Source organism: Streptomyces sp. NPDC005962, from assembly GCF_040629205.1.
Classification (GTDB): domain Bacteria; phylum Actinomycetota; class Actinomycetes; order Streptomycetales; family Streptomycetaceae; genus Streptomyces.
Genome location: NZ_JBEXVE010000004.1, coordinates 210,700 through 224,649, shown reverse-complemented (window position 1 = coordinate 224,649; position 13,950 = coordinate 210,700). Strand labels below are relative to the sequence as shown.

Annotated in this window: 9 protein-coding genes and 2 pseudogenes; 8 read left to right on the top strand and 3 right to left on the bottom strand. The window is 72.2% G+C overall.

Going from position 1 to position 13,950, the window contains the following annotated elements; all coding sequences use genetic code 11:
• Positions 1-30: 30 nt before the first annotated feature.
• From ABZ370_RS09395 to ABZ370_RS09375, 5 genes are read left to right on the top strand one after another with little or no spacing between them, the layout of a single operon-like run.
• Positions 31-567: a phosphonopyruvate decarboxylase gene (locus ABZ370_RS09395; protein WP_358618543.1), complete on the top strand. Its 537-nt coding sequence runs from the start codon at positions 31-33 to the stop codon at positions 565-567.
• Entirely contained in the window at positions 567-1,178 is a 612-nt protein-coding gene (locus ABZ370_RS09390) for a thiamine pyrophosphate-dependent enzyme (protein ID WP_358618542.1), read from the top strand. The genes ABZ370_RS09395 and ABZ370_RS09390 overlap by 1 nt, the downstream gene beginning before the upstream one ends.
• A 32-nt stretch (positions 1,179-1,210) precedes the next feature.
• Positions 1,211-2,689 (top strand): aldehyde dehydrogenase, encoded by a 1,479-nt coding sequence (locus ABZ370_RS09385; protein ID WP_358618540.1) that lies wholly within the window; start codon positions 1,211-1,213, stop codon positions 2,687-2,689.
• Positions 2,690-2,721: 32 nt separating this feature from the next.
• Positions 2,722-3,594 carry a hypothetical protein gene (locus ABZ370_RS09380; RefSeq protein ID WP_358618539.1) on the top strand — a complete coding sequence of 291 codons (873 nt, stop codon included), beginning with the start codon at positions 2,722-2,724 and terminating at the stop codon, positions 3,592-3,594.
• Positions 3,591-4,457 (top strand): CoA ester lyase, encoded by an 867-nt coding sequence (locus ABZ370_RS09375; RefSeq protein WP_358618537.1) that lies wholly within the window; start codon positions 3,591-3,593, stop codon positions 4,455-4,457. The genes ABZ370_RS09380 and ABZ370_RS09375 overlap by 4 nt, the downstream gene beginning before the upstream one ends.
• Here ABZ370_RS09375 and ABZ370_RS09370 read toward each other — a convergent pair.
• Positions 4,429-6,378 (bottom strand): family 20 glycosylhydrolase, encoded by a 1,950-nt coding sequence (locus tag ABZ370_RS09370; RefSeq protein WP_358618536.1) that lies wholly within the window; start codon positions 6,376-6,378, stop codon positions 4,429-4,431. The two genes, ABZ370_RS09375 and ABZ370_RS09370, sit on opposite strands and share 29 nt — an antisense overlap.
• A gap of 371 nt (positions 6,379-6,749) precedes the next feature.
• Here ABZ370_RS09370 and ABZ370_RS09365 point away from each other — a divergent pair, with 371 nt between their 5' ends.
• The 3 genes and pseudogenes from ABZ370_RS09365 to ABZ370_RS09355 all read left to right on the top strand — a co-directional run bounded on the left by ABZ370_RS09365 (position 6,750) and on the right by ABZ370_RS09355 (position 12,189).
• A complete protein-coding gene (locus ABZ370_RS09365; RefSeq protein ID WP_358618534.1) occupies positions 6,750-9,431 on the top strand; it encodes a SpoIIE family protein phosphatase in 2,682 nt (893 codons plus the stop codon).
• Between the two features lie 81 nt (positions 9,432-9,512).
• Positions 9,513-11,615: pseudogene (locus ABZ370_RS09360) on the top strand (helix-turn-helix transcriptional regulator).
• Positions 11,616-11,632: 17 nt separating this feature from the next.
• Positions 11,633-12,189: pseudogene (locus ABZ370_RS09355) on the top strand (XRE family transcriptional regulator).
• A gap of 19 nt (positions 12,190-12,208) precedes the next feature.
• Here the strand turns inward: ABZ370_RS09355 and ABZ370_RS09350 are convergent.
• Positions 12,209-12,733, bottom strand: coding sequence for an ATP-binding protein (locus tag ABZ370_RS09350; protein ID WP_358618533.1), 525 nt, complete (start codon positions 12,731-12,733; stop codon positions 12,209-12,211).
• Positions 12,734-13,246: 513 nt separating this feature from the next.
• Positions 13,247-13,864: an XRE family transcriptional regulator gene (locus ABZ370_RS09345; protein WP_358618532.1), complete on the bottom strand. Its 618-nt coding sequence runs from the start codon at positions 13,862-13,864 to the stop codon at positions 13,247-13,249.
• Positions 13,865-13,950 lie beyond the last annotated feature (86 nt).

Here is a 13,950-nt window from a genome sequence, read left to right as displayed (position 1 = left end):
CGAGCCGACCGAGCAGTGGAGTCGCAGCGGATGACCCAGACCCATGCCCCGGCCCCTGCGTGGCAGGAGGCCGTGTTCACCGCCCTGAAGAAACGGGGCATCCAGCAGATCGCCTACGTGCCGGACTCCGGGCACTCCCACGTCATCCGCGAGGCGCGGCGGGACCCCGCCATCCACGATGTGGTCCTGACCACCGAGGAAGAGGGCGTGGCCGTGGTCAGCGGCGCGTGGCTGGGCGGTCAGCGCGCGGTGCTGCTGATGCAGAGCAGCGGCGTCGGCAACTGCGTCAACATGTTCTCCCTGCCGCAGATGGCCGGGTTCCCCTTCCTCACGCTGGTGACGATGCGGGGCGAGTACGCCGAGTTCAACCCGTGGCAGGGACCCATGGGCCGCGCCACCGGGCAGGCCCTGGAGCTCATGGGCATCACCGTCCTGCGGGCGGACGCCCCCGAGGAGGTCGAGGACACCGTCGAGGCGGCCATGGACGCGGTGTTCGGGGCGGGGGAGCGCGTCGCCGTGCTCCTCGGGCAGAAGCTGATCGGCCGCAAGAAGTGGGAGCGCGACTGATGACCGCCGCCGATACCCGGGTCCGTTCGGACGAGCGCCTGGAACGGCGCCGCTTCGTCGCCGATCTGATGTCCCGCCTGCCCCAGGACGCCCTGGTGGTGACCGGGCTCGGCTCGCCCAGCTACGACGTGTTCGCCGCCGGAGACCGCCCCGGCACCTTCTACCTCTGGGGTGCGATGGGCGCCGCCGCACCGCTCGCCCTCGGCCTCGCCCTGGCCCGGCCGGAGCGCCCGGTCGTCGCGGTCACCGGCGACGGCGAACACCTGATGGGCATCGGCGCGCTGGCCACCATCGGTGCCGTGCTGCCGCCCAACCTCACCGTCGTCGTGCTGGACAACGCCCACTTCGGCGAGACCGGCATGCAGCCCAGCCACACCGGCCTGGGCACCGATCTGGTCGCCGTGGCCCGGGGGTTCGGCATTCCCGCCGCCCTGCGGGTCACCGACCACGCACAGATCGACGACCTCGCGATCCGCATCCGGGCGCGCACCGCGACCACCTACGCGCAGGTGCTGATCACCACCAGCGAGCCGCCGCGCGCCCTGCCACCGCGCGACGGCGTGGCCAACAAGAACACCTTCCGCGCCGCGCTCGGCCTGAGCACCTTCTGACGCGGCGGCGTACCGCCGGAACGGGAATCCCCATGCAGCGCTACGACATGTTCATCGACGGAGAGAGCCGCGCACCCGCCACGGGGCAGTGGTTCCCCACCGACAACCCCTATCTGGGCACCCCGTGGGCCGAGATCGCCCAGGGCGGGCCCAGCGACATCGACGACGCGGTGCGGGCCGCCCACCGCGCCCTGCACACCGGCCCGTGGGCCGATCTGACCGCAAGCGCGCGGGGCGCGCTGCTGCGGAGGCTCGGTGACACGATCGCCGCGAACGCCCGCCGTCTGGCCGAGACCGAAGTCCGCGACAACGGCAAGATCTTCACCGAGATGTACGGCCAACTGCGCTATCTGCCGGAGTGGTTCGCCTACTACGGCGGGCTCGCCGACAAGGTCGAGGGCAGCGTCATCCCGATCGACAAGAAGGGCTATTTCACCTACACCAAGAAGGAGCCCGTCGGGGTCGTCGCGGCCATCACCCCGTGGAACTCTCCGCTGCTGCTGCTGGCCTGGAAGATCGCCCCGGCCCTGGCCGCCGGGTGCACGGTGGTCGTCAAGCCGTCGGAATTCACCTCCGCCTCGACGCTGGAACTCGTCCGCCTCTTCCACGAGGCGGGGCTCCCGCCCGGCGTGGTCAACGTCGTCACCGGCTTCGGAAAGGATGTCGGGGCCGCCCTGGTGGAACATCCGCTGGTCCGGAAGATCAGTTTCACCGGCTCCGACACCACCGGCCGCCATATCAACCAGGCCGCCGCCCGCGACTTCAAGCAGGTCAGCTTGGAACTCGGCGGAAAGTCCCCCAATATCGTCTTCGCCGACGCAGACCTGGCGGCCGCGGCGAACGGCGCCGTCTCCGGCATCTTCGCCGCGACCGGCCAGACCTGCATCGCCGGCTCCCGGCTGCTGGTCCAGGAGAGCGTGCACGACGAGGTGGTCCGCCGCGTGGTGGACCTCGCGCGCACCGCGCGCATGGGCGACCCCATGGACGAGCACACCCAGGTCGGCCCCGTCACCACGCCCGCGCAGTACGCCAAGGTGCTCGACTACGTCGACATCGCCCGGCGGGAGGGCGCCGCGCTCGCCCTGGGCGGGAAGTCCGCCACCCGGCCCGAGTGCGGCAATGGCTGGTTCGTCGAACCGACCATCTTCACCGGTGTGCGCAACAGCATGCGCATCGCCCAGGAGGAGGTGTTCGGCCCGGTCCTCGCGGTCATCCCGTTCCGGGACGAGGACGAGGCCGTCTCCCTCGCCAACGACAGCCGCTACGGCCTCGGGGCGGGGGTGTGGACCAGCGACATCGGCCGCGCCTTCCGCGTGTCCGACCGCATCCGCTCCGGCACGGTCTGGGTCAACACCTACCGCGCGGTGAGCCCGCTGGTGCCCTTCGGCGGCGTCAAGGAATCCGGCGTCGGCCGCGAGAACGGCATCGAGGCCATCACCGCATACCTCGAGAACAAGAGCGTATGGATCAACACCGGCGCGGCCGCGGGCAACCCCTTCGTGATGCGCTGACCCGCTCCCTCGGCACCCAAGGACGGACGACGATGCAGCCCACCCCGACCCCGCTCGGCTCCTGGGTACAGTCATGGACGCCCGGGCCGGTCACCGCCCAAGACCCCCTCGCCGCAGGCCCGGCAGCGGCCCTGTCGGCGCTCCTGGACCTGCCCGGACCGGTGGCTGAGGCCGGTGACCCCCTGCCGCCGCTGTGGAGTTGGGTGTACTTCCCGCACTGGCCCGCGCAACGAGAGCTCGGAACCGACGGACACCTGCGGGACGGACACTTCCTGCCGCCCGTCCCCGACCGGCAGCGGATGATCGCCGGAGGCCGCTGCGAGATCACCCGGCCGCTCCGCCTCGGTGAGCCCGCCGAGCGCGTCACCAGCCTGGGCGCGGTGACGGCCAAACACGGCGGCACGGGAGAGCTTCTCTTCGTCACCGAACGCCGCGAATTCCGGCAACACGGCCGCGTCTGCCTCGTCGAGGAACAGGACATCGTCTACCGCTCGGGCCGCAGCTCCACCCGGCACACCCCGGTCACCATGGCCGACTCCGCCGCCCCCGACCGCGGCGAACCGTGGAGGCTTCCGCTGCGCCCGGACCCGACACTCCTGTTCCGGTTCAGCGCGCTCACCGCGAACGCCCACCGCATCCACTACGACACCCCATACGCCCAGGGGGAGGAGGGGTACCCGGGCCTCGTCGTCCACGGTCCGCTCCTTGCCCTGCTCATGCTGGAACTGGCCCGCCGCCACGCCCCCGCACGGCAGGTGCGCTCCCTGTCGTACCGGCTGCGGCGGCCGGTGTTCGCCGGTGAACACCTCATGGCCTCCGGCACCCCCTTCGACGGTGGCGCCGGACTGCGCATCGCCACCGGGCGGGAGGAACGGCACGCCACGGCGGAGGTGGCGTTCGCATGAGCATGAGCCGGGACAGCGACCGCATCGCCACCGCCCGGAACCCGCTCTTCGTCCCGGGGCACCGGCCCGATCGTTTCGACAAGGCCCTCGGCTCGGGCGCCGACCTGGTCATCATCGACCTGGAGGACGCGGTGGCGGCGGCGGACAAGGACCGGGCGCGCGACGAGGCGTCCGCCTGGCTCGGCCGGAGCAACCGGGCGTGCGTACGGATCAACCCGCCCGGCACCCCCTGGTCCGAGGCCGACCTCGACATGGCGGCCGCCCACGGCTGCCCGGTCATGGTGCCCAAGGCCGAGGACGCGGCCGTCCTCGCGGACGTCGTCGTGCGCGCCGAAGGCCGGTGCGCCCTCATCCCGCTCATCGAGACCGCCCTTGGCGTGGAGCGGGCCCACGAGCTGTGCGCCACGTCCGGTGCCGTCCGCGCGGCCTTCGGCAATGTCGACCTCGCGGGGCAACTCGGCGTCGCCCATGACGACCACGCGGCCCTGGCGTACGCCCGCTCCAGGCTGGTCCTCGCCTCGGCCGCCGCGGGCATGGGCCCGCCGCTCGACGGGGTCACCACCGCGGTACGGGACACCGGGGCCCTCACCGCCGACATCGCACACGCCCGACGGCTGGGCTTCACCGGCAAGCTCTGCGTCCACCCCTCGCAGCTCCGGCCGGTGGCCGACGGATTCGCCCCCTCCGGCGCCGAGCTGCGATGGGCCCGCGCGGTCCTCGACGCCGGAGAAGCCGGAGAAGCGGTCACCACGGTCGACGGGCGGATGGTGGACAAGCCGGTCCTCGACCGCGCGCGGCGCATGCTGGCCTCTCACCCCACCATCCGAGCGGCGCTCAACCGCGGCCCCGGGGCGACGGGGTGACGGCCACCGGGCGCAACTCGGCCGCCGCCTGGCGGTCCGGCGGCTGCTGCACCGCGATCCCGTCGGCGGTGCGCTGCGCGAGGCCGAGCTGCGAGATGGCGTTGATCAGCCGCACCCGCGTTCCGGTGCCGGTCAGCTGCCACCGCTGGGTGCGGGCCGTGGCGGAGCACGTCTGGGTGGTGACCGTGGCGCCCGCCTCCAGCGGGGCGCCGAGGTAGCGGGCGCCGTTCACCATGTCCAGGCAGTAGGCGGTGGCCGTGCCACCGCGCACGGCGCGGAGCGTGTAGTAGCCGTCCGCGGTGGCCGACAGCTGCCACGCCGCGCCGCCGTCGGCCCCGAACCGCGCGGTGGCGCCCTCGCCGCCGCCCGTGGTGGTCAGCCGGTTCGCGGAGCCGGGCAGCGTGAGGGCGTAACGGCCGTCCTTCACCGGTAGCCGCACCGTGTTCTCCCAGCCGGGCGCGTGGCCGATGCCCCGGGCGAGCGCGGTGAAACCGTCGTAGTCGGCGGCCGGTTTCGGGCTGCCCCAGGTGGCCTGGGCGAGGAAGCGCAACGGCATAAACGCCTCCGTCTCGACCTCGTTCTCGGTCTGGGCCGCCGCCGAGTCCGGCCACATGGTGATCTTCGCTCCGGTGATGCCCGGCTGGGAGCCGCTCAGCGTCTCGCCCTCGAAGCGCAGCGGCGTCCAGTCGCTCTCGTACAGCTCCCGCGTCTTCATGGGGGAGCCGCCGCGGATGAGATAGAGCGCGTAGGCCGAGTTCATCACCTGATGGCCCTGGGCGAGCAGGGCCGAGGGCGGCTGCTCGGGCTCGGCGGTCCAGTGCTCGACCTGGATGTCCTTGTTCACGGGGACGGTGTTGTCGCCGGTCAGCCCGTCGTTCCAGATCCGCAGGGTCCGCCCGGCGGCGCGCACATGGTCGTCGACCCGGTTGACGAAGTCCACGAACGCGTCCTGCGGAGTGGCCCCGGCGCCGTACTTCGCCTTGGCGTAGGCGGCGATCTGCGGGTAGGCGGCGTAGTCGGAGCCCAGCATGTATTCGTCCGCGCCCATGTGCCAGTACGGGGTGTCCCAGACGGTCAGCGCCTCGTCCAGCAGCCCGGTGTAGAAGGCGAACGCCTCGGGCCGGGTGATGTCCAACCGGGACGGCGACCGGGTCCCCTTGGTGTCCGTGAGCTGGAGCTCGGGATGGTTCTGCAGATACGGGTCGATATGCCCGGGGGAGTTGATCTCCGGGACCAGCGTGATGTGGTACTTCCGGGCCATCTCCGACAGCCGCCGCACCTCGTCCTTGGTGTAGTAGCCCCAGAACTTCGTCTTCGGGTAGTCGTCGCTGGCCACCTTCGCCTCGATCCACAGCTGGTTCAGCTTCAGATACGCCATCTCGCGCATCAGCCGCTCGAACCAGTCCAGGGAGACGTGGATGTAGCAGGCGCACACCCCCACCCCGCGCTCGGCGTACCGCGGCACGTCGACCGTCCTGCCGTGCGGCAGCTCGCGCCCGCCGCCGAGCATCTGCAGCACGGTCCGGGTCCCCAGGAACGCCCCGGCGGCCGTGGCCCCGGTGATCCGCACGGTGTCGCCGACGGCCAGTTCGTACCCCTCGGCGCCCAGATCCTTCCGGGACGCGTCCACCCCCAGCACCACATCGCCCGCCGCGCCGTCCCCGCCGGTCACCACGGACAGCCGCAGCCCCGTCGCGTCGGCGAGATCGTCGGCGAACGTCGCGGCGTCAGCGCGCAGCTCCGGCGTCCGCGCGACCAGCGCCGCCGTGGCGGCCAGCCGCAGCGTGCCGTCCTGCCCGGTCCACCGCACCGGCGCCGGGATCACAGCGGGCGCGGCCGCGGCGCGTCCGGCGGCCACCGCGGGACCGGACGCGGCGGCCGGTATGAGTAAGGCCAGCACCGACAGGACGAGGGCCCCCACCGAGGCCCTGAATCTGTGATGACGCGTCGACAACGGCACTCGCCTCCATGCTCACCGGGCCCCGCCCGGAGGCGGTGGCGCCAAGACGGACAACACGTGGTGCGGGTGCCGGACGAACAGGAATACGACCACGGCCCGGCGGCAGGGTCCTTCCCCTCCCTCCCGCCTCATGAACCCCTACACAAAGACATCCCTGGTCATCGCTGTGTCACTGGAACGTATCAACCGCCCCATCGCGGGTACTGTCTCCCTCTGGCTGCTCACGTCCCGGTACCGAGAGGTGTTAGGAATAGGGGGTGATCGGATTTTTCGGTCGATCGAAGTACTCCCCGCCCGTCCGGTCGCGGGGACGCTTGCGCTCCCTGCTCGGTGTGCGCAGCATCGCCGGACAGGTGTTTGCCGTACAGGCGATCGTCGTCGTCATGCTCATCGCCGTGGCGACACTGGCGCTCGTTCTCCAGGCCCGGAACGACAGCGAGCAGGAGGCCGTCAACCGGTCGACCGCCGTGGCCCAGGCCTTCGCGGGCTCACCGGGTACGGCGGAGGCCATGACGAGCCGCCATCCGACCGTCGTGCTCCAGCCGCGGGCTGAGCAGGTCCGTCAGCGGGCGGGCCTGGACTTCGTCGTCGCGGCGAACACCAAGGGCGTCCGCTATACCCACCCGCTGCCGCAGCAGATCGGCAAGCAGCTCGTCGCCGACTACAAGCCCGCGCTGCGCGGCAAGGTCGTCACGGAGACCGTGAACGGCCCGCTCGGCAAGGAAGTGCAGGCCACGGTCCCGATCCGGAGTGCCGACGGAAAGATCGTCGGCGTGATCTGTGCCGGGATGACCGCCCATGACGTGACCGGCCGGGTCACCCACCAGCTGCCGCTGGTCCTCGGCGCGGCCGGCGGCGCCCTCGCCCTCGCCACCGCCGGTACCGCCCTGGTCGGCCGGCGGCTGCGGCGGCAGACCCACGGCCTGGGCCCGGCCCAGATGACCCGCATGTACGAGCACCACGACGCGGTGCTGCACTCCGTGCGCGAGGGCGTGCTCATCGTCGACGGCCACGGGTGCCTCGTCCTCGTCAACGACGAGGCGAACCGGCTGCTCGACCTGCCCCCGGACGCCGAGGGCCGCCACGTCCGCGACCTGGGGCTGGAACCGCGCACCGCCGAGCTGCTGTCCTCCGGCCGGGTGGCCACCGACGAGGTGCATCTCGCGGGGGACCGGCTGCTGGCCGTCAACCAGCGCTCCACCGAGTGGGACGGCGGCCTCCCCGGCAGCGTCGCCACCCTCCGGGACACCACCGAACTGCGCGCGCTGTCCGGCCAGGCCGAGGTGGCGGAGAAGCGGCTGCGGCTGCTGTACGACTCGGGCGCGAAGATCGGCACTACCCTCGACATCTCCCGCACCACCGAGGAGCTGACCCGGTTCGCGGTGCCGTGGTTCGCCGACTTCGCCACCGTCGACCTGGTGGACCCGGTGCTGCGCGGCGACGAGCCGGTGGGCGACGCCATGTGCCGTACGGCCACCTTCGGCATCCGCGACGACCACCCGCTGTGGCGGGTCGGCAAGCGGACCACCTACGTACGCGGCGCACCGCAGGCGCTCGGCTTCGGCGCCGGGCGGCCGGTGCTGGACGCCGACATCCGGGACTTCGCGGGATGGCAGGAGCAGGACCCCGAGCAGGCCGTCCGGATCGTCGAGTACGGCATCCATTCGATGATCACCATTCCGCTGCGCGCCCGTGACGTCACCCTGGGTATCGCCACCTTCTGGCGCTCGGAGAAGTCCGAACCGTTCGACCAGGAGGACGTGGCGCTCACCGAGGAGCTGGTCGCCCGCGCCGCCGTCGCCATCGACAACGCCCGCCGCTACACCCGCGAGCACTCCATGGCCGTCACCCTCCAGCGCAGCCTGCTGCCGCAGGGCCTGCCCGAGCAGGACGCCATGGAGGTGGCGCACCGCTATCTGCCCGCCCGGGCCGGGGTCGGCGGCGACTGGTTCGACGTCATCCCGCTGCCCGGCGCCCGGGTCGCCCTGGTCGTCGGCGACGTCGTCGGCCACGGGCTGCACGCCGCCGCCACCATGGGGCGGCTGCGCACCGCCGTGCACAACTTCTCCGCCCTGGACCTGCCGCCGGACGAAATCCTCGGCCACCTCGACGAACTGGTCACCCGCTTCGACCAGGACCAGGCCGCCGCGGACACCGACGCCGCGCCGATCAGCGGGGCCACCTGCCTGTACGCCATCTACGACCCGGTCTCCGGCCGCTGCACCATGGCCCGGGCAGGCCACCCGGGCCCCGCCCTGACCTACCCCGACGGAACCGTCACCTTCCCCGAGGTCCCCCTCGCCCCGCCGCTCGGCCTGGGTGGCGAACCCGTCGAGACGACCGAACTGCTGCTGCCCGAGGGAAGCCGCCTGGCCCTGTACACCGACGGGCTGGTCGAGGACCGCGACCGCGACCGGGACACCGGTCTCCGCCTGCTGCGCAGCACGCTGGCAGGCCACCCCGAGCGCGGCCCCGAGGAGATCTGCCGGGCTGTCTTCGAGGCCATGACCTCCTCGCACCCGCGAGACGACATCGCCCTCCTCGTCGCCCGCACCCACCTCCTGGACCCCGGCTCCGTCGCCGAGTGGGAGGTCCCCTCCGACCCCGCCGCCGTCGCCGGAATCCGCAACGAGGCCGCCCGGCGGCTGTCCGGATGGGGCCTGGAGGAGAGCGGCTTCACCACCGAGCTCATCCTCAGCGAGCTGATCACCAACGCCATCCGCTACGGCTCCGGCCCCATCCGGGTCCGCCTCGTCCACGACCGCAGCCTCATCTGCGAGGTCGCCGACGGCAGCAGCACCTCCCCGCATCTGCGCCGCGCCGCCTCCACGGACGAGGGCGGCCGGGGCCTGTTCCTCGTGGCCCAGTTCGCCCAGCGCTGGGGCACCCGCTACACCCCCACCGGCAAGATCATCTGGGCCGAGCAGCCCCTCACCGCCGCCGTGGTGGGCCCCGAGCCCAGCGAGGAGGACCTGCTCGCCCAGTGGGACGACCTGGACGACATCCCGACGTAGCCCCGCCCAGCTCCGGGCGGCCGTCCGCGATATGTGCGCCGGAAGTCCGCCCCTGTGTATAACGGGGGCGGGAGGCGTTCCATGTCCGAGTTGTTCGACGCGATCGACGCACTGATCGCGGGCCAGACCCCGCTGCCGTCACCGGCCGAGCGGGAGCGGCTGCGCACGGCGCACGGCCTGAGCCAGGAGCAGGTCGCCAAGGCGCTGAAGGTGCGCCGTGCGACGGTGACGAACTGGGAGAGCGGCAAGACCGACCCCCGGCCGCCACAGCGCGAGGCGTACGCCCACTTCCTGAGCGAACTGGCCAAGCTGTACCCGGAGGCGGCCCCGGCCCCGGGCCCCGTTTTGGAGGCGGCCCCGGCTTTGGACGCGCCGGCCCCCGGCCGCCGCCCCTGTATCTCCCCCCGCGCCACCGGCGGTTCCGCCGCCCGCCGTGGAATCCGCGCCGCCCCCGCGGTGCCCCGCGGTGCGCAAGACCCCCGTCACCCGGCCCGCCACCGCGTCGGTCCCGGCCGAGACCGAACCCCGCTTCGCCAACGGCCCCCTGGCCGTCGTGGACGGTGACGGATCGGCGTACTGCACCGGCGGCCTGGTCCTGGACTGCCCGCTGAAGGACATCCCGACCCTGGCCGCCTGGACCCTGGCCGAGGCCCGGTTGGGCGCCCCCCGGCTGCACCGCAGCGGGAGGGACGCCGACCCCCTGCTCGTCCTCACCGCGTCCGCCACCGAACGCCTAGGGCTGCCCGCCGAACTGACCGATCGCCGAGGGCTGCGACTGCCCGAGGACCACAAGGTCGTCAAGCAGATCGCCAAGGCCAAGTGGCAACTCACCCGCCGCGGCTTCGGCCCCTGGGCCTGGGTCTACCGCCCGGCGGAGGGCAGCCGTCGGCACTGCGTCCAGTTCGCGGTCCTCCCGTGGGGGCGCACTCGACTCCCGCGCCTGGGGGAGCGCCGACGGGTTCGCCCCGGCCGAACTGGCACACATACTGGGCGACTACGCCACCCGCGTCATCACCCCGCGCGGCACCACCGCCGTCACCGGGCTGGAGCTGATGACCGCGCTGCGCCCGCCCACCCGCGCCGTGAAGGACGAGGCGACCGGCACCTGGGCGTCGGGCCCGCAGCCCGGTTCGCTCACCGCGCCGGTCGACCCGGCGCCCTCCGAGGCACCGGACGAGCATCCCGTCGTCGCCCAGCTGTACCCGCGCGGCCACCGGCGCACCCCGGCCGACATCCTGGACGAGGAGGCGTACGACTGGATTCGCGACCCCGAGCTGCTCACCGACGCCGAATGCGCGCACTCCCACGCCGTGGGCATCGACGTCAACATGACCTTCGCCGCCGCCGCCAACCGCCTCACCGTCGGGCTCGGGGCGCCGGAACACGTCAAGGCGCCCGCCTTCGACAAGGCGCTGCCCGGCAGCTGGCTGGTCGACCTCTCCCACATCGGCCTCGATCCGCGCCTCCCGAACCCCTTCACCCCGCACGGCAACCGCCCCGAGGGTCCGGCCTGGTACGCCACCCCGACCGTGGCGTACGCCGTCGAACTCGGCCATGAGGTACGGCCCGTCGAGGCGTGGGTCCGCCCCGAGACCGGCTCGTACCTGGACGCCTGGTACACCCGGCTGCGCGACGCCTACATGGCCACCATGGAGCGGCTCGGCGTGGTCTCCGGCATGAGCCCTGCGGACTTCCTCGCCGCCATGGAGCGGCACAAGCGGGCCGACCCGGGGCAGGCCGCCGTCCTGTCCGCCATCAAGGCCACCGTCAAACGGCATCGGCAAGCTGCGCGAACGGCCCCAGGGCGCCCGCTACCGCCCCGGCGAACGCTGGCCCGCCCTGGAACGCCCCACCTGGCGCCCCGACATCCGCGCCGCCGTCATCTCCACCGCCCGGGTGAACACGCACCGCAAGATGCGCAAGCTCGCGGCCGCCGGGCTCTTCCCGGTCGCCGTCCTCTCGGACTGCGTCGTCTACCTCTCCGACGGCCCGAGCCCGCTGGACTTCCTGCCGCACACCCCGGACGGCAAGCCCCTGCCCGGTGGCTTCCGCCTCGGCGTCTCACCCGGCATGGTCAAACACGAGGGCACCCAGGAGTTCCTGTGGGCGGCCCAGCTCCTCGACGAGGGCCACAACCCCGCCCGCCACATCAAGGGCACCGACGCCGCGCTCGACGGGGAATAGGGGAGGAGACGAACACCATGGGCATCATGGGCGACAGCCTCGACAAGGCCGCGGAGGCCACCTACACCCGCCCCATCCCGAAATCCGCCCCCGCGCAGATGCGCTTCCTGGTGAAGCAGGAGAAGGGCTCCACCAAGGCGGTCGCGCGCCGTCTCGGGGTATCCCAGCGCACGGTCGAGCGCTATCTCACCAGCTAGTTCAAACGCCCCCGCAAGGACCTCGCCGCCCGCCTGGCCGACGAGGTGCGCAAGGACTGGCAGCCCCGGGTGCGCGCCCGGGCCAGGAAGCAGGCCGCCACCGCGACCGGCATCGTCATCGAGACCCGGGCCCGCTTCGGCTTCACCGCCGCCCCGGCTCCACCGACGACGGCCGCATCCGCCTGATCACCCAGCATCTGCCCCCCGCCTACGCGGCCCGCCTCTTCGAAGCCCAGTCCACCGGCGCCACCGAAGAGCAACTCCGGGACATCGCCGCCGAAGGTTTCCAGGAGGTCTACTTCAAGGACAGCGGCCGCCGCGCGGACGGCCTCCTGGTGGAGTTCACCGACATCGACTACGTCGAGATGGACTTCTGACGCAGACAGGTCGTTCTTCTCAACTCTTGACGGCCTCTGCGATCCGCAGGGCGGCCTGGGCGGGGGTGAGGTGCGTGGTGTCGACGACCTCGGCCTCGGCGTGCAGCCACGTACGGGCCGCCTCGGCGTAGGGCTCGAGGTATTGGAGACGGAACGGGGAGTCGGGGCCGACAACAGTGTCGCCCGCGATGCGCCCGCGGAGGGTGTCCTGGTCGGCATGGAGGACGAAGTGCCGGACCGGAATGGCATGCCGGGCAAGGCCCGAGCTGATCTCGCGCCAGTACTGCTCGACCAGGACGGTCATGGGCATCACCAGGGTGCCGCCGGTGTAGTCGAGGACGCGTCGGGCGGTCTCGACTACGAGCGGCCGCCACGGCGGCCAGTGCTGGAAGTTGTCCGTGGTGGGCAGCCCAGGCGTGATGTCCATGAGGGTCTCGCCGACCTTCTCGGCGTCGAACACCCGTGAATCCGGGATCAGCTGCCGCACGAGCGCACTGGTCGTCGTCTTGCCTGCGCCATGGGTGCCGTTGAGCCATACGATCACGAGACTCGACACTAGCGTCGTGCGGGCCGAGGAAGCAGCTTGAGGACTCGGTAGTGAACGCCCGCTAGGACCGCGTCGCCCTCTCGCACGCGTCCCCCGAGGACTCGCTCTGCCCCCCTCGTCCGCCCGGCGGTCCGTGCCGAAGGGCGGGGTGAAGTAGCCCGTGGGGGCGCCGCAGCCGCCGTTGGTCATGTCGTACTTGTAGGAGACGATCGAGAACGTGCCTGCGGGCGAGTAGCCGAGCCAGCCCGCCGGGCTCCGCGCGCAGCCGCTTCGCCACGTCGCGGGCCCGCGCCGACGGCTCCTTGGGCGCGTCGGCGGCACCCGCCACCGACTCGCGCAGAAACCGCTCCCACTCCTCGTCGGATCTGGACGATCCGTCCGCCCCGTGCCCGCACTCATCCCCAACCCCCTGGCAATCAGCGGCCCGCGACCCTCCCCCTGGGACGCGTCCGCATCATGACACAGAGCACTGACAGCGAGGCCGCCTGGGCGGACGGGGCGGGTTTGTCGTCATCGGGCAGACCGTCGGCCCTCGGCCCGCGGCGATCGGTGAGGGTCGGCGCGTATGTGCGCACGCACCCCGTGCAAGCCGAACAGGATGAGAAGCTCGACCACGCCGCCGTCGGCGCTGCCCAGCCAGTGGGGCAGGGACGTGTCGAACTCGGCCGCCTCACCGGGCGGCAGTGTCAGGTCGCGCTCGCCGATCACGAGCCGCAGGCGTCCGCCCAGCACGTAGAGCCATTCGAAGCCCTCGTGGGTCTGCGGGGTCGGTTCGAGTGGCTCCGGCGGGGCGGGGATGATCATCTTGAACGCGTGCACCCCGCCCGGTCGCCGGGACAGGGGCACGAACGTCATCCCGAACCGCCTGATCGGCTTGAGATGTATCCGGGGGTCGCCGGTGCGCGGGGCACCGACGAGATCGTCCAACGGAACGTCATAGATACGGGCCAGCGGCAGCAGCAGTTCCAGGCTCGGCCGACGCTGCCCGCTCTCCAGCCGCGACAGAGTGCTCTCCGACACGCCGGTCGTCGCCGCGAGGTCGGCGAGGGTGATGCCGCGCTCACGACGCAGCGCACGAAGCCGCGGTCCCACCGCGTCAAGCACGTCGTCGTCCGTCATACGATCCATCAGGCCATCTTGCCGTAACCGCAAGATTCCGTGCCAAGTCGTGGTGTGCCTGGCAAGACTGAGTTCATATCGACACAAGGAGCGTT